Annotated in this window: 1 protein-coding gene; it reads left to right on the forward strand. The window is 56.5% G+C overall.

Translation table 11 applies throughout. The features are described from left to right. Positions 1–68 precede the first annotated feature (68 nt). On the forward strand, positions 69–24341 hold the full coding sequence (locus TALK_RS05835; RefSeq protein ID WP_085616827.1) for a hypothetical protein: 24273 nt from the start codon (positions 69–71) through the stop codon (positions 24339–24341).

The raw sequence follows: 24341 nt of genomic DNA on the forward strand, positions 1-24341 counted from the left end.
TGAATGGCCTATGTGCCTTTCAAAGATGCAATGGATTTAAAAATTAATCCCAAGTAGGGAGCAATGCCTTGGCCTCGCCCGCCAATCAAGACGATGGCACCGGTCTTACCGATGCCGATATCGAACAGATCCTGGATGATCGCGCGGAAGACGATGCCGCGGCGGTCAATTCTGATTCGACGCCTTCGGGTGGGTCCGGCTCCCAATCGCCTGCGACACAGGTCTTCACCAATATTCAAAACGTTATTGGCACGTCGTTTAACGATGTCCTGATTGGCGATGCTGGCGACAACACTCTGATCGGTGGTGCTGGCGATGATATCCTGATTCCGGGCGAGGGACAGGATGAAGCAACCGGTGGTGAAGGTCGCGATACATTCGTTTTGCAGGCTGGTTTTGGTCAGGCAACCGTTACCGATTTTACCCTTGGCGAAGACAATTTGGCGCTTTCCGGTCTTGGCATCAATGATGCTGGTGATCTGGTGTCCTTGGCTAGCGTTGACGGGCAGGGCAATGTTGTTATCACCTTTGCGACCGGCGATCAGCTGACGCTTAATGGCATCAGCATTGAACAACTTTCGGAAATCACCCTTGTCGATGCACCGCAACTGACCAATGTGGCGGCGGATGCGTCAGACGGGGATGCCACGGGCGATGAAAATGTCATTGATGGCACATCGGGTGACGATCTTTTGGATGGGTCGTCAGACGATGATGTGATTTCGGGGAATGGCGGGGTTGATGTTGTTAATGGCGGTGACGGTGAAGATACGCTGTCATTTGATGGTGCGGCTGATGGCGTAACGGCCGATCTTTCGGCGGGCACGGCAACGGATAGCACCGGCAATAACCGGGTTTCTTTCAGCAATATCGAAAATATGCGCGGCACATCGGGCAATGATGTTTTGCGCGGCGATGCTGGTAATAACACCCTTTCGGGCGGTGCCGGGGACGATACCCTTGCCGGTGGTGGTGGAAATGACGTCCTTGATGGCGGAACCGGGAATAATACGCTTGATTACAGCGATGCCGGGAACGGCGTTGTCGTCGATCTGAAAAACGGCGCGGCCAAAAGTCAGACCGAAACCGATCAGGCTACAACGACTGACAGCCCAAATAACACGGATGACGTATCTGGCGGTGATACCGACGATGCTGTGAATTCCGATGATACCTCTGGTGATCCGGCCTCTGATGACCAAGCCACGGATGATCAGACGACGGGTGATTCGGGTCAAACCGGTTCAGAAACCGGCAGTCAGACCGAAACCGATGATACGGCGGCAACCGATGGTGAGACCGTTGATGCCGGTTCCGAAGATGATTCGGCATCGGGCAGTTCCGGGAGTGACACAACCGCAGGCAGCGGCGGTGCAACTGAAGCTGACGACAACACCAACACGTCTGGTGATACAACGGGCCAGACGGAAACCGATGGCGAAACGGATTCCCCAACCAATACAGACAACAGCGACAACACAAACCCGAATATGGAAACCGACACCGATCAGGATGCGACGGGTTCCGATACCGAAAGCGAGACAGACACCACGACCGACACCGCAACTGATGGTGGTTCGACCGATACGTCTGATTCCTCCGGGACCGAAACAGATACCGCGTCTGGTGGTGATGAAGGCGCGGGTGACCCGGCGAATTCTGGTAGCCCTGAAAGTTCCGATTCGCAGGACGATACACCCACTGGCGATGCTGGTGGTGCAACCCCGGCGACGGATGGTTCGGGTGCGGATGATGCCAGTGCTGACACGACTCCGGAACCAGACGACACTTCTGGCGCTGATACGACGGATCCTGTTGCCGGTGGCAGCAGTGATGGCAGCGATACCGGTGCCGGTTCGGATGCCGACAATGACCCGGTTGATGAAACGGCCGGTGGGGTGGTCGATGACGCCACTGGCGAAGCCGGGGCTGATGATGCCGGGGCCGATGATACCACAGGTGATGCAACCGATGATGGTGCTGCTGATACGGGGGGCGCCGCATCTGAAACGGATGCGGGTACAACCAATTCTGGCGGAACCGACGCCGGGGAAACCACCACAGGTGAAGCAGAAACAGATACCGCCACATCCGATGAAACCGACGTGGCGGAAAGTGATCCTGCGTCGGGCGCTGGCGGATCGGGCGATGATGGCCTGACGGGTTCGGACGGCTCGGACGGCACGGGTGATGTGCTTCTTGACGATGAAACCCCGGTCACAGGCGACGAAACCGCCACGGATGGCGACCAACAACCCGAAGCCGAGCCGGAAAATACCAATGCCGGTGTTCAGGCTGGGGCCGGGACGCCACCTGAAACCAGTTCAGATGACGAAACGTCTGGCGATGGTGCGACGTCTGATGAAACTGCTGATGACAACGCTACGGATGATACGTCTGAGGGCGCATCTGATGAGGATGCTGGTGGAGAAGCAGGTGATGAAACTGATCCGCTGACAGGTGATTCAGGTGCGGACCAATCCAATCCGGTCGCGCCGAGCGGCGAAGGTGATTCCGGTGATGGCGCCGAAACGGGCAATAACGATGCCGGTGATGAAACGGACACTGACACGGGCACCGATGACACGGAAGGCGAGATCGGTGACGGTGTAACCGATTCCGGTGATGACTCGGGCGACGACACCAATATTTATGACAACACCCCGACATCGGGTAATGACATTGTTCATGGTTCTGATGCCGCTGATTTCCTAGGCGGGGCTGTCGGGGATGACACCTTGCAAGGGGGCGCTGGCGACGACGTTCTTGATGGCGGTGTTGGCGATGACGTGCTTCAGGGCGGTCTTGGCGATGACACCCTTGATGGTGGCGCTGGCGAGGATGTGCTTCAGGGCGGTGAAGGCAATGACAGCCTTTATGGCGGTTCCGAAGATGACATTTTGCAGGGTGGCGAAGGCAGTGATCTTTTGGTCGGCGGCACCGGCGATGATGTGTTGCAGGGGGGCTCCGGCGACGATTTCCTGCGGGGCGGTCTTGGCAATGATCATATTCAGGGTGGCGATGGCACCGATACCGTCAGTTATAGTGATGCTACCGATGCGGTAACTGTCGATCTGTCGCAAAGCACGGCAACCGGTGGTGCGGGCAACGATGTTCTGCAAATGGTTGAAGACGTTGTTGGTTCCGACCACGACGATCACATTATCGGCAGTGATGGCAATAACGTTCTGTCGGGTGGCGATGGTATTGATACCCTGACCGGTGGTGCGGGCGACGATACCCTGACGACCGGCACCGGCAAGGACGATATCGAACTGACCGAGAATTTCGGCAACGATACGGTTACCGATTTCAGTATTGCCGAGGATACCGTCGACCTTTCAAAGCTGGGCGTGACCGATTTCGCGTCCCTGCAAACGATGATTTCCGACGATGGCAATGGCAATACGGTTATTGATTTCGGCGAACAGGGCGTTCTGACCCTTGAAGGTGTCAGTTCCGACAGTTTGGTTGCGGATAATTTCCGTGGCTTTGGCCGAATTTTCGAAACCGATGGCGATGATGTTGCCGAAGGTACCGATGGCGATGACGCGCTTTATGGCTATGACGGGAATGATGTTCTTGGCGGTGGCAGCGGTGACGATGTTGTTTCCGGCGGATATGGCAATGACACGCTTTCGGGTGGTGCGGGCGATGATACCCTGCGCGGCCAGGAAGGCATTGATACGGTTGATTATTCAGGTGCCAATGGCTCGGTAACTGTTGATCTTGGGGCGGGTACTGCCAGCGGTGCTGATGGCAATGACGTACTTGACCGCATCGAAAATGTCATCGGGTCCAATTATGATGACACGATTTCCGGCGATAGCGGTGTCAACGTCCTTCAGGGCGGTGCAGGCAGTGATACGATCACGGGCCGCGCTGGCGATGATACGCTAGATGGTGGTGCCGGTGACGATACCTTTGTCGCCGAGGCGGGCAACGACACTTATATCGGTGGTTCGGGTACTGACACCCTTGATCTGAGTGCGCGTGACGGTGCGCAGACGGTTGATCTTGGCGCTGGCGCCGTGACCGATAACACCACCGGCGAAGTTGATCGTGTTAGCGGGGTCGAAAACATTGTTACCGGTTCTGGTAATGATGTTGTTGTTGGTAATAATGGCAACAACGTTCTTTCGACCGGGGCTGGCAACGATGTTGTTGCGGGCGGCGGCGGCGACGATACGCTTGATGGCGGTGACGGCATCGATACGATTACACTTGGCACTGAAACCGGTGCTGTTGTTGATCTTGGCGCGGGCTCCGTGCAAACAGATTCCGGTTCGTCGAGCATTTCAAACTTTGAAAATGTTCGCGGTTCGGCAAATGCCGATGTCATCACTGGCGATGACGGCGATAACATCCTGAATGGTCTTGCCGGGAATGACACGTTGGCTGGTGGCGGTGGCGACGATACCCTTGCTGGCGGGGCGGGCATTGATACGGCCGATTACACCGATGTTGATGCCGATATGGATGTCAATCTTCGTGCGGGTACCGCATCGGGGGATGGCAACGATACCCTGACCGAGATCGAAAACGTTAGTACCGGCGACGGCAATGATGTTGTGCGTGGAAGTGCCGCCGATAACGTGATTGAAACTGGAGCTGGTGACGATACCGTCTTTGGCGGGGCGGGTTCGGATACGCTTTCGGGTGGTGATGGCTTTGACACGCTAAGCTATAGCGATGATGTGGTCGCAACCCCGGTCAGTGGCGTTACGGTTGATCTTGATGCCGGTACGGTTACCGGCAGCGGATTTGTTGATCAGATTAACGGTTTTGAACAGGTCGACGGTTCGGCGGGCAATGACACCATGCTGGGCAGTTCGGGTGATGATATCCTGAACGCGGGTGCGGGGAATGACCGTATCAATGGCGGGGCCGGTGCTGATACGCTTTCGGGCGGTACGGGTGTCGATACATTTGTCATTTCGGCCGATAGCGATAATGACCTGATCACTGATTTTGATCCTGCAACGGACATTATCGAGATCGACGGCATTGATGGCCTTGAACTGTTTTCCGATGTTGTGGATTTTATCGGCGAAGACGCCGAAGGCAATGCTACCATCACCATCGGTGATTCAGTGGTTACCTTACAGGGTGTTAGCCCTGACAGTCTGACCTTTAAAAACTTTGACGGCCTTCGTTCCCTTGATGGAACCGAAAACAGGGACAACCTTGTTGGCACCAGCCGCAGCGACGTGATCGATGCCAAGGGCGGCGATGATATCGTTCAGGGTAATGCCGGAAATGACACCATTTTTGGGGGTGCGGGTAATGATAATCTTTCCGGTGGTGTTGGTGACGATGTCATTGATGGCGGGATTGGCAATGACACGATTGTTGGCGGTGCGGGAACAGATGTTCTTGATGGTGGCGACGGTGTCGATACCGTTTCCTTCCAAGGCGTTTCCAGCGGTGTAACTGTTGATTTGGCAAGTGGGACTGCAACGGGTGGCGGCGGTAATGATACGCTGGCCAATTTTGAAAATGCTTCGGGTTCAGCCTTTAACGACACCCTTTCCGGGGATGATGCCAATAACGTTCTTTCGGGCGGTGCGGGCGACGATATCCTTGATGGCCGTGATGGTGATGACCTTCTTTCTGGCGGATCGGGTAACGATACGCTGATTGGTGGTGCCGGGAATGATTCCCTTGTTGGTGGCACCGGTTCCGATACCGTCAGTTATGCTGACAGCGACAGTGGTGTTCAGGTCAATTTGGGGTCGGGGTCGGCCGTCGGCAGTGATGGGACTGATACGCTTAAGGAAATCGAAAATGCCATCGGGTCGGATTTTGACGATGTTCTGACCGGTTCCAGCGCGGCAAACACCATTATTGGTGGTGCGGGCGATGACCTGATTAATGCCGGTGCCGGGAATGATGTGATTTCCGGTGGTTCTGGTGCGGATACATTCATTTTCAATGGATCATCGGGCAAGGACCGCGTTACCGATTTCGATATTTCCGAAGACCAGATTGATCTCAGCAGCTTTGATATCCCGAATTGGGAAGCTCTGAAAAGTCTGATCGATGTTGATGACAACGGCAATGCGGTCATTTCGATCAATGATCAGACCTTTACTCTTACCGGTGTGACACCCGATCAGCTTGGTGTGGCCAATTTTGTCGGGATTGAAACGCTTGGCGCGACCGATGGCGACGACTTTCTGAAGGGGACGTCATATAACGAGATCATTGACGGTCTTGGCGGGAATGACACCATTCAGGCTGGTGCGGGTGCGGATACTGTTTATGGTGGCGATGGCAACGATACCCTCTCGGGCGGTCTTGGAAATGATGTTCTTGATGGCGGTGAAGGTCAGGATGTTGTCGATTATTCCGACGCATCGGCCGTAACGGTTGACCTGGGGGCCGGTACCGGGGTCATTTCAAACTTCAACAGTGACACGCTTTCTAGCATCGAAGATGTCACCGGTTCTGGCTTTAATGACAATATCACCGGTGATGATCAGGATAACACCCTAAGGGGACAAGCTGGCAGCGACATCATTGATGGCGGTGACGGCGCGGATCGCATCGAAGGTGGTTCGGGCAATGACACGCTTAGCGGCGATGCCGGAAATGACACCATTTTGGGTGGTGCGGGCAACGACATCCTGAATGGTGGTGCCGGGAACGACCGACTGGTCGGCGGCAACGGACAGGATGTTGTCGATTACAGTGATGCCGATGGCGCAGTTAGCGTTGATCTGGCATCGGGAACGGTATCAGGTGCTGCTGGCGATGATACTGTGTCGGAAATTGAAAACATTACCGGTTCTGATTTCGACGATACCCTGATCGGGGATGGGGCCAACAACACTCTTGGTGGTGGTCTTGGCGACGATACCCTTTCGGGCGGTGCTGGCGATGACCTTCTCTATGGTGGAGAGGGCGATGATGTTATTGACGGTGGTGCGGGCTCTGATACCGTAAGTTTCTTTGGTTCTGATGCGGTTAATATTGATCTGTCGGCGGGAACGGCTTCCTCGGCAGACGGTACCGATACGATTTCCAATGTTGAAAACGTTATCGGTTCATCTGGTGCCGATGTCATTACTGGTAATGACGGTGCGAATATCATTTCCGGCGGCTATGGGGATGACATTATTCGCGGTGGTGCGGGCGACGACACCCTAAGTGGCGGTGGCGGTGCGGATGTCTATAAACTCGAAGCCGGTGACGGTCAGGATACGGTTACTGACTTTGACGTCCGTTCCGATCAGATCGATATTTCCGAACTATCGATTGATACCTTCGGCGAGATTTATGATCGGATGTCCGTTAATGCAAACGGCGATTTGGTTATTGACCTTGGCGACGATACCAGCATGGTTCTCGAAGGCGTCAGTCTTGGCCAGATATCGGCCAATAACTTTATCGGCATCCGCGATATTGTCGGGACATCGGGTGACGACACCCTGATCGGGACCGATGGCGAAGATACGCTTTCGGGGCTGGATGGCAACGACACCCTGACGGGGCTTGCCGGTGATGACGTCCTTTTGGGCGGCAATGGCAATGACGTTCTTGATGGTGGCACCGGCAGCGATATTCTGGATGGTGGGGCCGGTACCGATACAGTTGATTACAGCGATGAAACCAATGACGTTGCGGTCAATCTGGATGAAGGTGCAGCGATCACCCGTTCTGGTACCGATACTCTGCGCAATATCGAAAACATCGTTTCCGGTGCGGGTGATGATGTCCTGACGGGCGGTGATGGCGATAATATCATTGATGGTGGTGCTGGCGATGACCTGATCGAAGGTCTTGCCGGTGACGATACCCTCTTTGGCGGAACGGGCAATGACACTGCAAGCTATGCCAATGCCGATGGCGCGGTAGATGTCGATCTGTCGGCACTTAGCGCGACGGGGGCGGATGGCGATGACCGGCTGGTAGATATTGAAAACGTCACCGGGTCCGATTTTGACGACACGTTAAAAGGTGATGCTGGCGACAACGTTCTTGATGGCGGTGCTGGTGATGATTTCTTCGAAGCGACCGATGGCAATGACACGCTAATCGGCGGCGAAGGCTTTGATACCGTTGATTACAGCGACGCATCGGGTAGTATTTCAGCCAATCTTTCCACCGGGAATGTGTCTGGCTCTGCGCAGGACAAGATTGTCGGGATTGAAAATATTATCGGTACCGGCTTTGCCGATACCCTGACCGGGAATGATGCGGCCAACACCCTTTTGGGTGAAGATGGTGATGACATCCTTTCCGGTGGGGCTGGTAATGACAGCCTACTTGGCGGGGCTGGCAGCGACACCCTTTCGGGCGGTAGCGGTGCTGATTTCATCGATGGTGGGGATGGTAATGACACCGTTGATTACAGCAGCAGCCAGAACGGCATAACCATTGATCTTGAAACCGGTGAAACCGGCGCAGAAACTGGTGATCAGGTCGTCAATGTTGAAAATGTCACCGGGTCGGCCTTTGCCGATACTCTGACGGGCAGCAGTGGCGACAACACCTTGCTGGGGGCGGCGGGCAATGATGTCTTTAATGCCAGTTCTGGCAATGACGTTATTGTGGGCGGCGATGGCGTTGATACTGTTGATTACAGTGACAGCACTGGCGCGGTCGATATTGACCTGCAAGATGGTTCTGCGTCCAAGGTTGATGGCACCGATGCTCTTTCCGGTGTTGAAAATGCCACTGGTACCGAATTTGCCGACACCATTACCGGATCATCGGTCGCCAACGTCCTGCGCGGTGGTGCGGGCAATGATGTGATCAATGCCGGTGGTGGCAATGATACTGTCGCGGGTGGTATCGGCGACGATACGCTACGCGGTGGTGCGGGCAATGACACGGTTGATTATTCCAATGCATCCGGCGGCCAAACAGTCGATCTGACCAGTGGTACCGCCACCGGTGCCGACGGCACCGATGATATTGCAGGCTTTGAAAACGTCGCGGGCACGGCTTTTGACGACACCATCATCGGTAACGATGCCAACAATACCCTGATTGGCGGGGCGGGTAACGATACCCTGACCGGCGGATCGGGTGATGACTTGTTAAACGGTGGTGCGGGCAATGATGTCTTTGTCGGCGAAGCCGGGAATGACACTTATGTTGGTGGGGCTGGCAACGATATCGTTGATTTCAGCGACGCCCAGTCGGGGATGAACATCAATCTTGCGGACAATCTTGCGGTTGGTGCAGATACCGGAACCGATACTATCACCGGCGTCGAACAGATTGTTGCCACCGATTTCGCCGATACCATCACCGGCAGTGCCAATGCCGATACGATTTCCGCCGGTGATGGCAACGATGTCATTTCCGGGGGGGCTGGCAACGATACAATTTTGGGTGGTGCGGGTAATGATCTGATTGACGGCGGAGCTGGCAACGACGTTATTGATGGTGGCGCGGGCGAAGATACGGTTTCGTTCAACGGCGCGTCCGGTGCTGTTAACGTCGATCTGCAAACCGGCAGTGTTGATGGTGCCGAAAGCGATCAGATTTCCAATATTGAAAACGTCACCGGGTCGGGCTTTGCCGATAAATTGTCGGGCGATGCCGGTCGCAACACGATCACGGGCGGCGGCGGGGCCGATACGATTGATGGTCGGGCGGGCGATGATGTGCTGTTGGGCGGTGCGGGTGATGATGTCATTCGCGGTGGTGCCGGGGCCGACACAATTAATGGTGGCGCAGGCTCCGATACGCTGGATCTTTCCGACCTGTCGGGCGATCTGACAGTTGATTTTACGGCTGGTACGGCAACGGATGGAACTGAAACCGATAGTTTCAGCAATATCGAAAATCTGATCACCGGCGATGGTAATGATTTTATCACCGCAAGCGATACATCGAATGCCATTAATGCCGGAAACGGCGACAATACGGTTCTTGGTGCCGGTGGCGACGATAAGCTGACGACCGGCAGCGGTGCAGATTACGTTTCCGGTGGGGCCGGGAATGATGTGATCGATACCGGTGCGGGCAATGACACCATCGAAGGTGGCGCAGGTGACGATGCAATCAAGGCCGGATCGGGCAATGATTATGTATCGGGTGGCGAAGGCCGCGATGTCATTGATGGTGGCGACGGTGCTGACACGCTTGACGGTGGTGCCGGAAATGACATGATCACAGCCGGTCAGGGCGACGATATCGTCCTTGGCGGCGATGGCAACGATGTCATTAATGCAGGCGCTGGCAACGATACCGTTGAAGGCGGTATCGGCAATGATACGATTACCGCCGGAACCGGCGATGATGTTGTCTTGGGCGGCGATGGGAATGATGTTCTGGCCGGGGGCGATGGTGCCGACATTCTTGATGGCGGTGCAGGTAATGATATTCTGCGTGCCGGGGCTGGCGATGATGTTCTGATTGGTGGCGACGGTCTTGATACCGCCAGCTACAGCGATGCATCCGGTCCGCTGGTGATTGACACCACGGCCAACACCGTCAGTGGTGCAGGTACGGGCACCGATACCCTTGATGGCGTCGAAGTCATCGAAGGCTCTGCCTTTAATGATACCTTCCAGGGCGGCGACGGCAGCGACACCTTTATCGGTGGTGCCGGAAATGACACATTCGATGCGGGTGTCGGCGATGATACCTTGACGCTTGGCACTGGTGCCGATCAGGTCATGTTCCGTCCAGGCGATGGCAATGATACCGTTACCGATTTCAATCCGGCTGCCGATGTTATTGACCTGACCGCATTCAATATTGCCGGTTATGACGCCCTGAAATCACAATTTGGCAGCGATGCGGATGGCAATCTGACTATCACCCTTGATAGCGGCGATACCCTGACCCTGAACGGGGTGAGCGCATCTGATTTGACGGCCGATAACTTTATCGGTGTCGATGTCCGTCTGGGTACCGAAGATGCCGACGAAATGACAGGCGGTACCGGCGGCGATATCATCAATGCGCTGGGCGGTGATGACACCGTTTCGGGCGGTGATGGGAATGACCGTCTGATCGGTGGATCGGGTGACGATACCCTGTCGGGTGATGCGGGTAATGATACGCTGATCGGGAATTCCGGTGCGGATACGCTGATTGGTGGCGATGGCACTGATACAGTTGATTATTCGACCGAAAGTGCCGGTATTGTCGGCGACCTTGCGACCGGGACGGTCACCGGTGGCGACGGCAATGATACACTTGATGGTATTGAAAACCTGACCGGGACGTTGTTTGACGATACCTTGACCGGAACGGATGGCAATAACACGCTGTCGGGTCTTGCCGGGGACGATATGTTTGTCGGTGGCGACGGCAATGATGTTCTGGATGGCGGAACGGGTTCGGATACTGTCGATTACAGTACGGCCACCGATGCGATGAATGTCAATCTGACCAGTGGTACGGCCACCGGTCAGGGCAATGACACGCTAAACAGCATCGAAAATGTCGTCGGATCTGATTTCAACGATACGATCACCGGCAATGCGTCGGACAATACGGTGACCGCCGGTGCGGGCAACGACGCGATCAATGTCGGCGACGGCGATGATGTTGTCGATGCGGGTACTGGCGATGATGAAATCACCGGTGGTGCCGGGGATGATGATCTGTCGGGCGGGACCGGCAACGACGTGCTTGATGGCGGTGTTGGTGACGATACCCTGTCGGGTGGATCGGGTGATGACATCATTCAGGCAGGCGAAGGTGACGACTGGATTTACGGTGATACCGGTGATGACATTATCGAAGGTGGCGACGGTAACGATACTGCCGATTATTCCAATGTTGAAGGCCCGGTTGTTGTCGATCTGGTCAATCAATATGCATCGGGGGCGGGTGGCAATGATATCGTTCGCAATGTCGAACATGTCATCGGTACCGATTTTTCCGATACCCTGATCGGGGCGGACGGGGTCAACACCCTGGACGGTGGATCAGGTAACGATACCCTTTATGGCGGCGATGGCGATGACGTCATCATCACCGGTGATGGCGACGATCTGATCGTTGTCAAACCGGGCGGTGGCAGCGACACGGTTACCGATTTTGATGTTTCCGGTGATGTGATTGATCTGTCGTCCTATGGGATCGAAGATTATACCGATCTGGCCGATCGCATGTTTGACGATGCCAATGGCAATGCCGTCATCTCGCTCGGCCCGGGTGAAAGCATCACCCTTGAAGGCGTTTCGGTTGATGATCTTGGTCCGGGTAATTTCTTTGGCTATGTCACCATCGAAGGTACGGAATTTGACGATGTCCTGACCGGAAGCCAGCTTGGCGATGAAATCAATGCGCTGGCCGGGGATGATATTGTCGACGGTCAAGCCGGCGATGACGTCCTGAATGGGGGCGAGGGCAATGACACCCTGATCGGTGGTGCCGGTGATGATGAACTTAACGGTGGTGATGGCAACGATACTGCCGATTATTCCGATACCAATGAGGGTGTGACGGTTGATCTTGGCGCGGGCACCGCGACGGGGGAAGCTGGTAATGACACCCTTGATAGCATCGAAAACGTTACGGGCGGGGATGGCGACGATATCCTGATTGGCGATGAAAACGCCAATATTCTGGATGGCGGCGAAGGCAATGATACCGTTTACGGCAATGCCGGTGACGATACCCTGATTGGTGGCGAAGGCGACGACGTTCTGTCCTATGAAGGGGCCGAAGACGGCGTTTCTGTCGATCTTGCCAATGGTACGGCAACCGGCGGTGCGGGCAATGACGTGATTGACGGGTTTGAAACCGTCATCGGGTCCGATCATGCCGATACCATTTCCGGTGATGACATGAACAATGTCATCGAAGGCGGCGCAGGCGACGATATTCTGGCCGGTGGTGCCGGTGATGATACCGTTTTGGGCGGTGCCGGTGACGATACCCTTCAGGGTGGTGCGGGCAATGATACGCTGGTCGGTGGCGACGGTGCTGATATTGCCGATTATTCCGATCAAACCGATCCGGTTGTTGTTGATCTGGCATCTGGCACCGGTACGACGGGTGATGGTACCGATACCCTGGTTGATGTCGAAGGTGCGACCGGTGGGTCGGGCAACGATACGCTTTTGGGGTCGGACGGGGATAACATCCTTTCGGGCGGTGCTGGCGACGATACGCTTTTGGGCGGTGAAGGTAACGATACCCTTGCCGGTGGCGAAGGTTCTGATCTGCTTGCCGGTGGTGCTGGCGACGATGTTCTGGCCTTTGAGGGCGATCAGGTTGCCGGTTCTGGGGAAACCACCGATCATGTCGGCAGTCCGACCACGGATGGGACCGGTGATGTTGCCGATATCAGCGGCAAAAACCTGTCTGATGACAGCTTTGTCGGTGGCGATGGCAACGATACCTTGCTGGCCGGTGATGGCGATGATGCGATCATCCTTGATCGGGATCATGCCGGTGGCGGTGCAACCAATCCGGCGATTGTCGATGTTGAAAATATCAATGCCGGTGCGGGTAACGACGTTGTAGACCTGACCAGCGAAACCCATTCTTATGGCGACGTCACGATTGATGGCGGTGCTGGTGACGATACCCTGTGGTCCAATGACGGCGACGATGTGATTGCCGGTGGCGAGGGTGCGGACAATATTCTTGGCGGGGCGGGTGCCGATACCATTGATGGTGGTGCCGATAACGACATCATCGATGGCGGGACCGGTAATGATGTCATCACAGGCGGTGCCGGTGACGATACCATCATGGCAGGTCTTGGCGATGATACGCTGGCCGGTGGGGATGGTGCCGATACGCTTGATCTGTCTGCGGCCGATGGTGCGACAATTGATCTGGCTGCCGGAACTGCCAGCAGCGACGCAACTGGTTCGGACAGTATTTCGGGCTTTGAAAATGTCGTCGCGACCGATGGGGATGACACCATCACCGGCAATGCTGCCGACAACATCATCGATGCCGGTGCAGGCAACGATACGGTGTCGGTCGATGCCGGGAATGACGATCTTGATGGCGGCGACGGCGTTGATACGCTGGACATGTCCGACACCAGTGGCGGGGTAACTGTCGATCTGGCTGCCGGAACGGCAAGTGGTGCCCAGACCGGTTCCGACACGATTGCCAATTTTGAAAATGTCACCGGGTCGGCGGATGCCGATACGATTACCGGCAATGATGCGGCCAACACGATTGACGGCGGCGCTGGCGATGATGTGATCGACGGCGGTGCCGGGGATGACATCCTTTTGGGTGGTGCGGGCAACGATACATTGGCCGCGGGCGATGGCAACGACACCCTGACCGGTGGTGATGGCGCGGACGTCTTTGTCTTTGAAGATGGCAGCGACGCCGATCTGGTCAGTGATTTCGATCTGGCCAATGATGTCATTTCCCTGCCCGATGTCGGTGTTTCAAGCTGGACCGAATTGCAGCCGATGCTGTCCGATGGGCCAGACGGCGCGGTGATCACGCTGCCGTCGGGTGGCACTGTGACGCTTTCGGGTGTGGCGATTGGCGATCTGACGCCGGATCATTTTGACGGTGTCGACAATGTTGGTACGCCGGGCGACGATACGCTTGGCGGTGGTGACGGCGACGATACGGTCGGTGCTGGTGATGGTGATGACACCGTTGACGGTGGCGATGGCAATGACTCGGTTGATGGCGGTGATGGTAACGATTCCGTCGGTGGCGGTTCGGGTGATGATACGGTTGGCGGCGGCGGCGGTGATGACACCGTTGACGGTGGCGACGGCAATGACTCGGTCGATGGCGGTGATGGTAACGATTCCGTCGGTGGCGGTTCGGGCGATGATACGGTTGGCGGTGGTTCGGGCAACGACACCCTAAGCGGCGGCGACGGTACCGATACGCTTTTGGGTGGCGATGGCGACGATGTTCTTGAATTCGAAGCCGACGAAACCGGTCAGACGGGCGATACCACCGATAATGCCGGAAGCCCGGGGGTTCCCGGTACTGGCGATGTTGCCAATCTTGACGGCAAAGGCATCAGCAACGACAGCTTCGACGGTGGTGCTGGCAACGATACCCTGCTGGGAACCGCAGGTGGCGATGCAATTATTCTTGATACCGACCATGCCAATGGTTCGGCCGGTCCGGCGATCAGCGATGTTGAACTGATCGACACCGGTGCGGGTGACGACGTTATCGACCTGACCAGTCAGGTTCATTCCTATGGCGATGTCACGGTTGATGCCGGAACCGGGAATGATACGGTTTGGACCAATGCCGGGAATGACACCATTGTCGCCGGTGATGGTAATGACGCGATCAATGACGGTGCGGGCAATGATGTGGTTAATGCCGGTGCAGGCGATGACATCATCGCGGGCAGTGCCGGTGACGATACGCTTGATGGTGGCGATGGCACCGATCTTTTGGATATGTCGGAGGCCGACGGCGTCACGGTTGACCTGAATGCGGGAACCGCACAATCGGCGACGACCGGTATCGACAGCATTTCCAACATCGAAAATGTTGCCGGTTCGGCCGGGGATGACGTCATTACCGGGGCCGATGGCACCAACGTGATTGATGGTGGTGCGGGCAATGACCAGCTTGATGGTGGTGTCGGGACCGATACGGTCGATGGCGGTGCTGGTGACGATACAGTTCTGGCCGGATCGGGCGACGATGTTCTTGCCGGTGGCGAGGGGGCCGATACCCTTGATATGGCGGGTGCCGATGGCGCGACTGTTGATCTGGCGGCCGGGACCGCCACCAGCACCGCAACCGGCGATGATGCCATTTCCGGCTTTGAAAATGTCACCGGGTCTGATGGTGCGGATGCGATCACCGGATCGGATGACGCCAATACCATTTCGGCAGGTGCGGGCAACGATATCGTTGATGGCGGCGCTGGCGATGATGTGATTGACGGCGGTGCGGGCAATGACACCCTTTTGGGTGGTGCCGGGAATGATCAGATTTCGGGTGGGATTGGTGACGATACCCTGAATGCGGGGGCGGGCGACGATACCCTTTCGGGCGGTGCCGGTTCTGACAGCTTGGTCTTTGCCGATGGCACCGATGATGACATCGTTTCCGACTTCACCATTGGCGAAGATACCATTTCCCTGTCTGACAGCGGCATCAGCACCTGGACCGAATTGCAGGATCTTCTGTCTGACGGACCGGACGGTGCAATCATTACCCTGCCATCTGGCGGGACGGTGACCCTGCAAGGTGTTGCGCTTGGTGATTTGACCGCCGATCAGTTTGAAGGTGTCGATAATGTTGCGACACCTGGCGATGACAGCCTGTCGGGTGGTGATGGTGATGACACGATTGATGGCGGTTCTGGCGACGATACCCTTGGCGGTGGCGACGGCAGTGACACGCTTGTCGGTGGTGCCGGTGACGATACGCTTGATGGTGGTTCGGGTAACGACACGCTAAGTGGTGGCGACGGTGTCGATACGCTGGGCGGCGGTGCCGGTGATGACGTTCTGGAATTCGGGGCCGATCATACCGGCCAGTCCGGTGACACCACCGATCATGCCGGAAGCCCGGGTGTCGATGGCACCGGCGACGTTGCCGATCTTGATGGCCTAGGCCTTAGCGACGATCAATATGATGGCGGCGAGGGCGTTGATACGCTTGTCGGTACGTCGGGTGGCGATGCAATCATCCTTGATGGCGATCATGAAAATGGTGCGGCCAGCCCGTCGATCAGTGATGTTGAAGTCATTGAAACCGGTGATGGCGATGACGTTGTCGATCTGACCAGTCAGGTCCATGCCTATGGCGATGTGACGGTTGATGGCGGCGCAGGTAACGATACCATCTGGACCAGTGCCGGGGATGACAGCATTCTGGCCGGTGATGGCGATGACCATATCAATGCCGGTTCGGGCAATGACGTGATCGACGCCGGGGCAGGCAACGATGATATTGCCGGTGGCGCGGGCGATGATGTGATTAATGCTGGCGATGGCAATGACGTCATCGCATCGGGTGCAGGCAATGACACGGTCGATGCCGGTGCCGGTGACGATACGGTTATTGGCGATGCCGGTGCTGATACTCTTGCCGGTGGCGATGGTGCCGATACGCTTGATTTGGGCAATGCCACGGCCGATACCGTTGTTGATCTTGAAAATGGCACCGCTTCCAGTGCACAGACCGGCGCGGATAGTATTTCGGGCTTTGAAAATATTGTAACCGGGGCTGGTGACGATACAATTTCCGGCAGTGCTGCCGACGATACGATTGCATCGGGTGCTGGTGATGACACCGTCAATGGTGCCGCTGGCGATGATGACATTCAGTCAGGTGCTGGAAACGACATCGTTTCTGATGGCGCGGGTACGGATAATGTCGATGCCGGTGCGGGCAATGATACGGTAATCGCCGGTGCTGGCGATGATGTTCTGGATGGTGGTGCGGGCAACGACACCGTGGATATGCGCAATGCCACCACCGGGGCGACCGTCAACCTGGCGGCGGGCACGGCACAATCGGTGGAAACCGGTTCGGACAGTATTACGAACTTTGAAAATGTCGCATCGGGTGCGGGCGATGACGTCCTGACCGGGTCGGATGCTGATAACCGCATGGCTGCGGGGGCTGGCAACGATACCCTTGATGGCGGTGCGGGCGACGATACGCTTTCGGGTGGATCGGGCAATGACAGCTTTATCTTTGCCGATGGCACAGATGATGACGTTGTGACCGATTTCGAAGTCGGCGGCGATAAATTGACCTTGGATGGCACCGGTGTTGCCACCTGGACCGAACTGAGCCAGATGATCAGCGCCAATGCCGCTGGTGATGCGGTGATCAATCTGCCATCTGGTGGCACGGTAACGCTTTCGGGTGTTGATCCGCTTGATCTGTCGGCCGATGATTTCACCGGTGTGACCGATGGTGCCACGCCTTATGACGACAGCCTGACCGGCAGCGACGGTGATGACGACATCGATGCCCTTGCCGGGGATGATATTGTTGATGGTGGTGCCGGGGATGACGTCCTTGCGGGCGGGGCTGGCGACGATACCCTGATGGGTGGTTCGGGCGATGATACCGTTGATGGCGGTACAGGTTCGGATACGCTTTCGGGTGGCACCGGTAACGATGCCCTGAACGGTGGTGCGGATAACGACACGCTTTCGGGTGGGTCGGGTGACGATACGCTGGATGGCGGTTCGGGCGATGATGTCCTGAACTTTGAAGCCGATGGTACGGCTGCGACCGGCACAACCACCGAAAATACCGGAAGCCCCGGTGTCGATGGCAGTGGCGATCTGGCTGATATCGCGGGCAAGAATATTTCCGACGATACCTTTATCGGTGGCGACGGTACCGACACGCTGAACATGACCGGTGGCAATGATGCACTGATCCTGGATGGCAGCAAGTCGGGCGATGGCCAGACGACAGAAACAACGACCGAAACCAGAACCCTTGGTTTGACAGGCTCTGCCTCGGCCGGGGATGTTCAGGCTGCTTGGTCGGATGCCAATCTTTATGCCTATGATTTTGGAACGCCTTATGTCGGCGAAGACGGCAAGCTGAACCTTGGCGCATCTGACGACACCATTACCTATGACGGCAACGGTATCGGCAGTAACGGTGGATCGCCTGCGGGCAACCAGATCAACCATGATGGCGTCACCGGCGAAAGCGAGGCCGTGGTTGTCGATCTTGGCGCCAATGCGCTGAATGCCACGGTTCAGGTTTCCAACCTGATTTCTGCCGAGCATGGCGGCGAAGTCGGGTCATGGCAGGCCTTTGATGCCGATGGCAATCTGGTCGCATCGGGCACGCTTGATGACAGCACGGTGGATTACACCAGTGGTGGTGTTGGTACGGCAACGATCAGTGTCACCGACAGCCTCGGCAATCCGGTTGAATTCCGCTATCTCGCCTTTGAAGGCGAACCCTATGCCGATGGCACGACTGGCGGCGACAGCAGCGATTACTTCGTGCGGTCCATCACCTTTGATGCCGTGGTCGAAGAAACCGTAACCGACGGCGCGCGTCTTGACGGTGTTGAAGTCATCAATGCTGGTGCAGGCAATGACGTTGTCGATCTGACCAGCGATACCATTACCTACGGCGATGTCACCATCAATGGCGGTGGCGGCAATGATACGCTTTGGTCCAGCGAAGGCGATGACCGCCTCAATGGCGAACTGGGCGACGATAATCTTTATGGCGGTGCGGGCGATGACTACCTTGATGGTGGGTATGGCCGTGACGTTCTGGACGGTGCGCAAGGCAGCGATACCCTGATCGGTGGCGCGGGTAACGATACCCTGCGCGGCGGCGAAGGCGACGATATCATCCACGGCGGTGGCGACATCGATACCGTGACCTATGATGATGCGGCTTCGGGCGTGAATGTCGATCTGGCCAATAACACCGCAACCGGCGGTGCCGGGAATGACGGTATTTATTGGGTCGAAAACGTTGTTGGCTCTGCCCATGACGATGCGTTGGCCGGTGATGCCGGTAACAACACCCTTGATGGCGGTACAGGCGACGATACGCTTTCGGGTGGGGCGGGTGATGATGCGCTTGTCGGTGGTGATGGCAACGATACCGCCGATTACAGCAATTCCGGTGCGGCTGTTCGGGCCAATCTTGCAACCGGCACGGCCGAGCTTGCCAATGGCGATGCCGATAGCCTTACCAGCATTGAAAACCTGATCGGATCGGGGGGCAGTGATACGCTGACCGGGTCGGATGGCGATAACATGCTGTCGGGTGGGGCTGGCAATGACAGCCTGATCGGCAATGGCGGCGACGACATCCTTGATGGCGGTATTGGCAACGATATGCTTGTCGGTGGTGAAGGTGCCGATACGCTGATAGGCGGCGACGGTTCGGATAGTCTGAATGGCGGAGCAGGCAATGATACGCTCGATGGCGGTGCCGGGAACGACACGCTTGATGCAGGCGATGGCGATGATGTGATTTTGGCCGGTGATGGCAATGACATCATCAATGCCGGTGCAGGTGCCGATACAGTCGATGGCGGGACCGGTGATGATACGGTTGTTGCCGGTGCGGGCAATGATCAGCTTGTTGGTGGTGATGGCACCGATACGCTTGATTTCGCTGCAGCCAGTGGGGCAACGGTTGATCTGTCTACCGGTATCGCCAACAGCGATGTGACCGGCGATGATACGATTTCTGGCTTTGAAAATGTTCTCGGCTCGTCCGGGGCGGATACGCTGACCGGGTCGGATGGCGCAAACGTGCTGTCGGGTGCGGATGGCGACGATATTCTTGATGGCGGGGCGGGTGACGATTCTGTTTACGGTGGGGCTGGCAACGATACGGTTCTGGCCGGTGCTGGCGCGGACACGCTTTCGGGCGGGGCGGGTAATGACACCCTTGATCTGACGCGCGCCACCAGTGGTGCCACGGTTGATCTGTCGGCGGGCACCGCAAGCAGTGCCGAAACCGGGAATGACACTATTTCCGGCTTTGAAAATGTGATTGGCTCGGCCGGAAATGACGACATTACCGGATCAAGCAATGCCGATACGATTTCATCGGGTGCGGGTGATGACCTTGTGGTTGCCGGTGCTGGCGATGATGTGATTGATGCCGGGTCCGGCAATGACACCATCGAAGGCGGTGCGGGTGCCGATACCCTTGATGGCGGCGATGGTATCGACACCATCAGCTACGAAGGCTCCGATGCCGGGGTCGAAGTTTATCTTGGTGATACCGATACACACGCCCAAACACCGGGCGAAGGTGCCCGTGCATTTGGCGGTGACGCGGCGGGGGATATTCTTTCCAACTTTGAACGCGTGATTGCCTCTGCTCATGATGATTACATCTATGGCAACAGTCAGGATAACGTTGTCGATCTTGGCGATGGCAATGACACCTTCGATAATGTCGAAGCCGATGTCAGCGCCGATACTATTGATGGCGGCGAAGGCAATGACACGATCTGGACCGGCGATGGCGCCGATACCCTGATCGGTGGCAATGGCAATGATTATCTGAACGGTGAAAAAGGCGACGACACCCTTGATGGTGGCGCTGGTAATGACAGCCTGGTGGGCGGTGATGGCAATGATACGCTGGATGGCGGATCGGGCGATGATCGTATCTCGACCGGGTCGGGTGCCGATCTGATCAATGTTACAAGCCTTGTCGGTGACAAGGTCGTGACCGATTTCAACACCAGTGCCGATCAAATCTCGCTTGATGCGCTTGGCATCAGCGAATGGTCCGAACTTGCCCCGCGTCTTAGTGAAGTGAACGGTAATACCGTCATTGATCTTGGCCCGGATGGCTCGGTCACATTGCTTGGTGTGCGCCTGAACGAAGTCACATCCGATATGTTTGTCGGCATCGAAGGCCCGGTTGGCGCGACCCCGTTTGATGATGTTCTGCTCGGCACCAGCGAAGATGATTATATCGATGCGCTGGCCGGGAATGACGTTGTTGATGGCGGTGCGGGCGATGACACTATTCTTGGCAATGATGGCGACGATAACCTGTCGGGCGGTGCCGGGAACGATACGATTTCGGGCGGCAATGGCAATGATGTTGTTGATGGCGGCGATGGCGATGACAGTCTTGATGGGAATGACGGCCACGATGTGATCGCGGGCGGTGCCGGGAATGACACCCTGATCGGTGGGTCGGGCGATGACGTTATTTCGGGCGGCGGCGGTTCGGACTATGTCGATGGCATGGATGGCGACGATGTTGTCACCGGTGGTGATGATACCGATACGATCCTTGGTGGTGCCGGTGATGATCAGCTTTCGGGCGAAAACGGCGACGATGTCATATCGGGCGGCGACGGTGCCGATACGCTGAATGGCGGTATTGGCAATGACGTCCTGTCGGGGGATGCCGGGAATGACATCCTTTCGGGTTCCGATGGCAACGATACGCTTGATGGTGGCACGGGTGCCGATACGCTTTCGGGCGGTTCGGGCAATGATGTTCTGTCGGGCGGTGCTGATGATGACCTTCTTGAAGGCGGCACCGGAAGCGACACGCTTTCGGGTGATGCGGGCAACGACACCCTGATCGGTGGCGATGGCAATGATACGCTTGATGGCGGTGCCGGGAACGATACCTATACCGGCGGTGCCGGTTCGGATCAGATCATTGTATCGAACAATGTGGGCGACAAGGTCGTTACCGATTTCACCCCGGGCAGCGATCAGATCAATCTGTCGGCGCTTGATGTTGATGACTGGGCCGAGTTACGTGGTCTGATCACCGAGGTTAATGGCAATGCCGTGATCGACCTGAACGGTCAGGGCACGCTGACGCTGATTGGTGTCGCGGTTAGTGATTTGAATGCCGATATGTTTGTCGGGGTCGAAGCCACGACCGGGCCGACCGAATATGATGATGTGCTTTATGGCACCAGCAACAACGACACGATTACCGCCCTTGCCGGTGACGATACGGTGTTTGGCCTGAATGGTCAGGACACGCTTTCGGGCATGGATGGTAATGACAGCCTTTATGGCGGTGATGGCGATGACAAACTGACCGGTGACGCGGGCAATGACTTGGTTGACGGCGGCAGTGGCCAGGACAGCATCACCGGCGGCGACGGCGATGATACGCTGGATGGCGGGTCGGGTGATGACCGTGTCTGGGGTGGTGACGGCACCGATACGCTGCTCGGTGGCCAGGGTCAGGACAAGCTGTATGGCGATGCTGGAAATGACGTCATTAATGGCGGCACCGGCGATGACTCGATCCTTGGCGGTACCGGCAATGACGTCCTTGATGGCGGCGAAAACAATGACCGTCTTTGGGGCGGTGATGGCACCGATACGCTGTTTGGCGGATCGGGCGATGACAAGCTGTACGGCGAAGATGGCAATGACACGCTTATGGGCGGTCAGGGCAATGACAGCATTTCGGGTGGTTCAGGCCGTGATACTGCAAGCTATGCCAATGCTTCGTCGGCGGTTGGTGTTAGCCTGAAAACCGGCACGGCGGTTGGTGGTGACGGCTATGACGTTCTGACCTCGATCGAAGATTTGATCGGCTCGAACTTCAACGATTACCTGTTTGGGGATGACGGTGCGAACCTGTTGTCGGGCCTGTCGGGCGATGATGTTCTAAGCGGTGACGCCGGGAATGACACCATCTGGGGCGGCGATGGCAATGATGTGATCAATGGCGGTACGGGTACGGACATTATTGATGCCGGTGCCGGTGATGACATCATCGAATATCAAAAAGACGCGACCTGGTCGGGCAGTTATGCCGCCAAAAACGTTGGCGACGACGGCATGGACGGCACCAACGAGCAGATCAACTTGCAGGGGTATACCCGCTCGCAAGATATCTTTGACGGTGGCGATGGGACCGATACCCTGTCTCTGACCAGTGGTAATGACGCCCTGTTCCTGGATGACAAGCTTACCGATCCGGGCGTGTCGCCGCGTATTTCCAATATCGAAGTCATCGATGCCGGAAACGGTGATGACATTGTCGATTTGACCAGCGATACCGAAACCTATGGCAATGTGACCGTGCTTGGTGGTACCGGCAATGACATCATCTGGAGCAATGCGGGTGATGACGTGCTTGATGGTGGGTCGGGCAACGATACGATTTGGGGTGGTTCGGGTAACGATACCCTTGCCGGTGGCGCTGGTACTGATGTGCTGAATGGCGGTGCCGGTGATGACGTCTTGCAATACAATGCTGACGATGTCTGGAGCTCGAACTGGCATGCGCTGAACGATGGTGCGCCGGGCGAAGACGGTCATGAACATAATAATGGCTGGGGTCATTTCCATCATAATGGCAATGGCTGGGGCCATGGTACCGGCGGCGATAACGGCACCGGCGAATATGTCAATCTGAACGGCTATAACCAGTCGGATGACACCTTCGAAGGCGGGGCTGGCACTGATACCCTGAAACTGACCAGTGGCGATGACGCGCTGTTCCTTGATGGTGGATCAGGTGGTTCGCCGCGTATCAGCAATATCGAAGTCATCGAAGCCGGGGACGGTGATGACATCATCGATTTGACCAGCTCGTATGAAACCTATGGCAATGTCACGCTTGATGGTGGCAACGGCAATGACATCCTCTGGAGCAATTCAGGCGATGACGTGCTTCTGGGCGGGGCGGGTAATGACCGTCTTTATGGCAGCGCTGGCGATGATACCCTGACCGGCGGTTCCGGCTGGGACGAGTTCGAAATTGGCAAAACCAACGGCCACGACATCATCACCGATTTCACGCCGGGCGAAGACATCATCAATCTGTCGGAATGGAACTACAATAATTTCTGCCAGATCCAGAACGACATGCATCTTGATACCGATGGCAATGTTGTCATCGAACTGGGCAATGATGCATCTGTCACCCTGATGGGGGTTCATGACACGGATGATCTTGATGCTGATGATTTCGGCTTTGGTACCTGA

Origin of the sequence: Thalassospira alkalitolerans (assembly GCF_002115745.1) — a bacterium.
Taxonomy (GTDB): Bacteria; Pseudomonadota; Alphaproteobacteria; order Rhodospirillales; family Thalassospiraceae; genus Thalassospira; species Thalassospira alkalitolerans.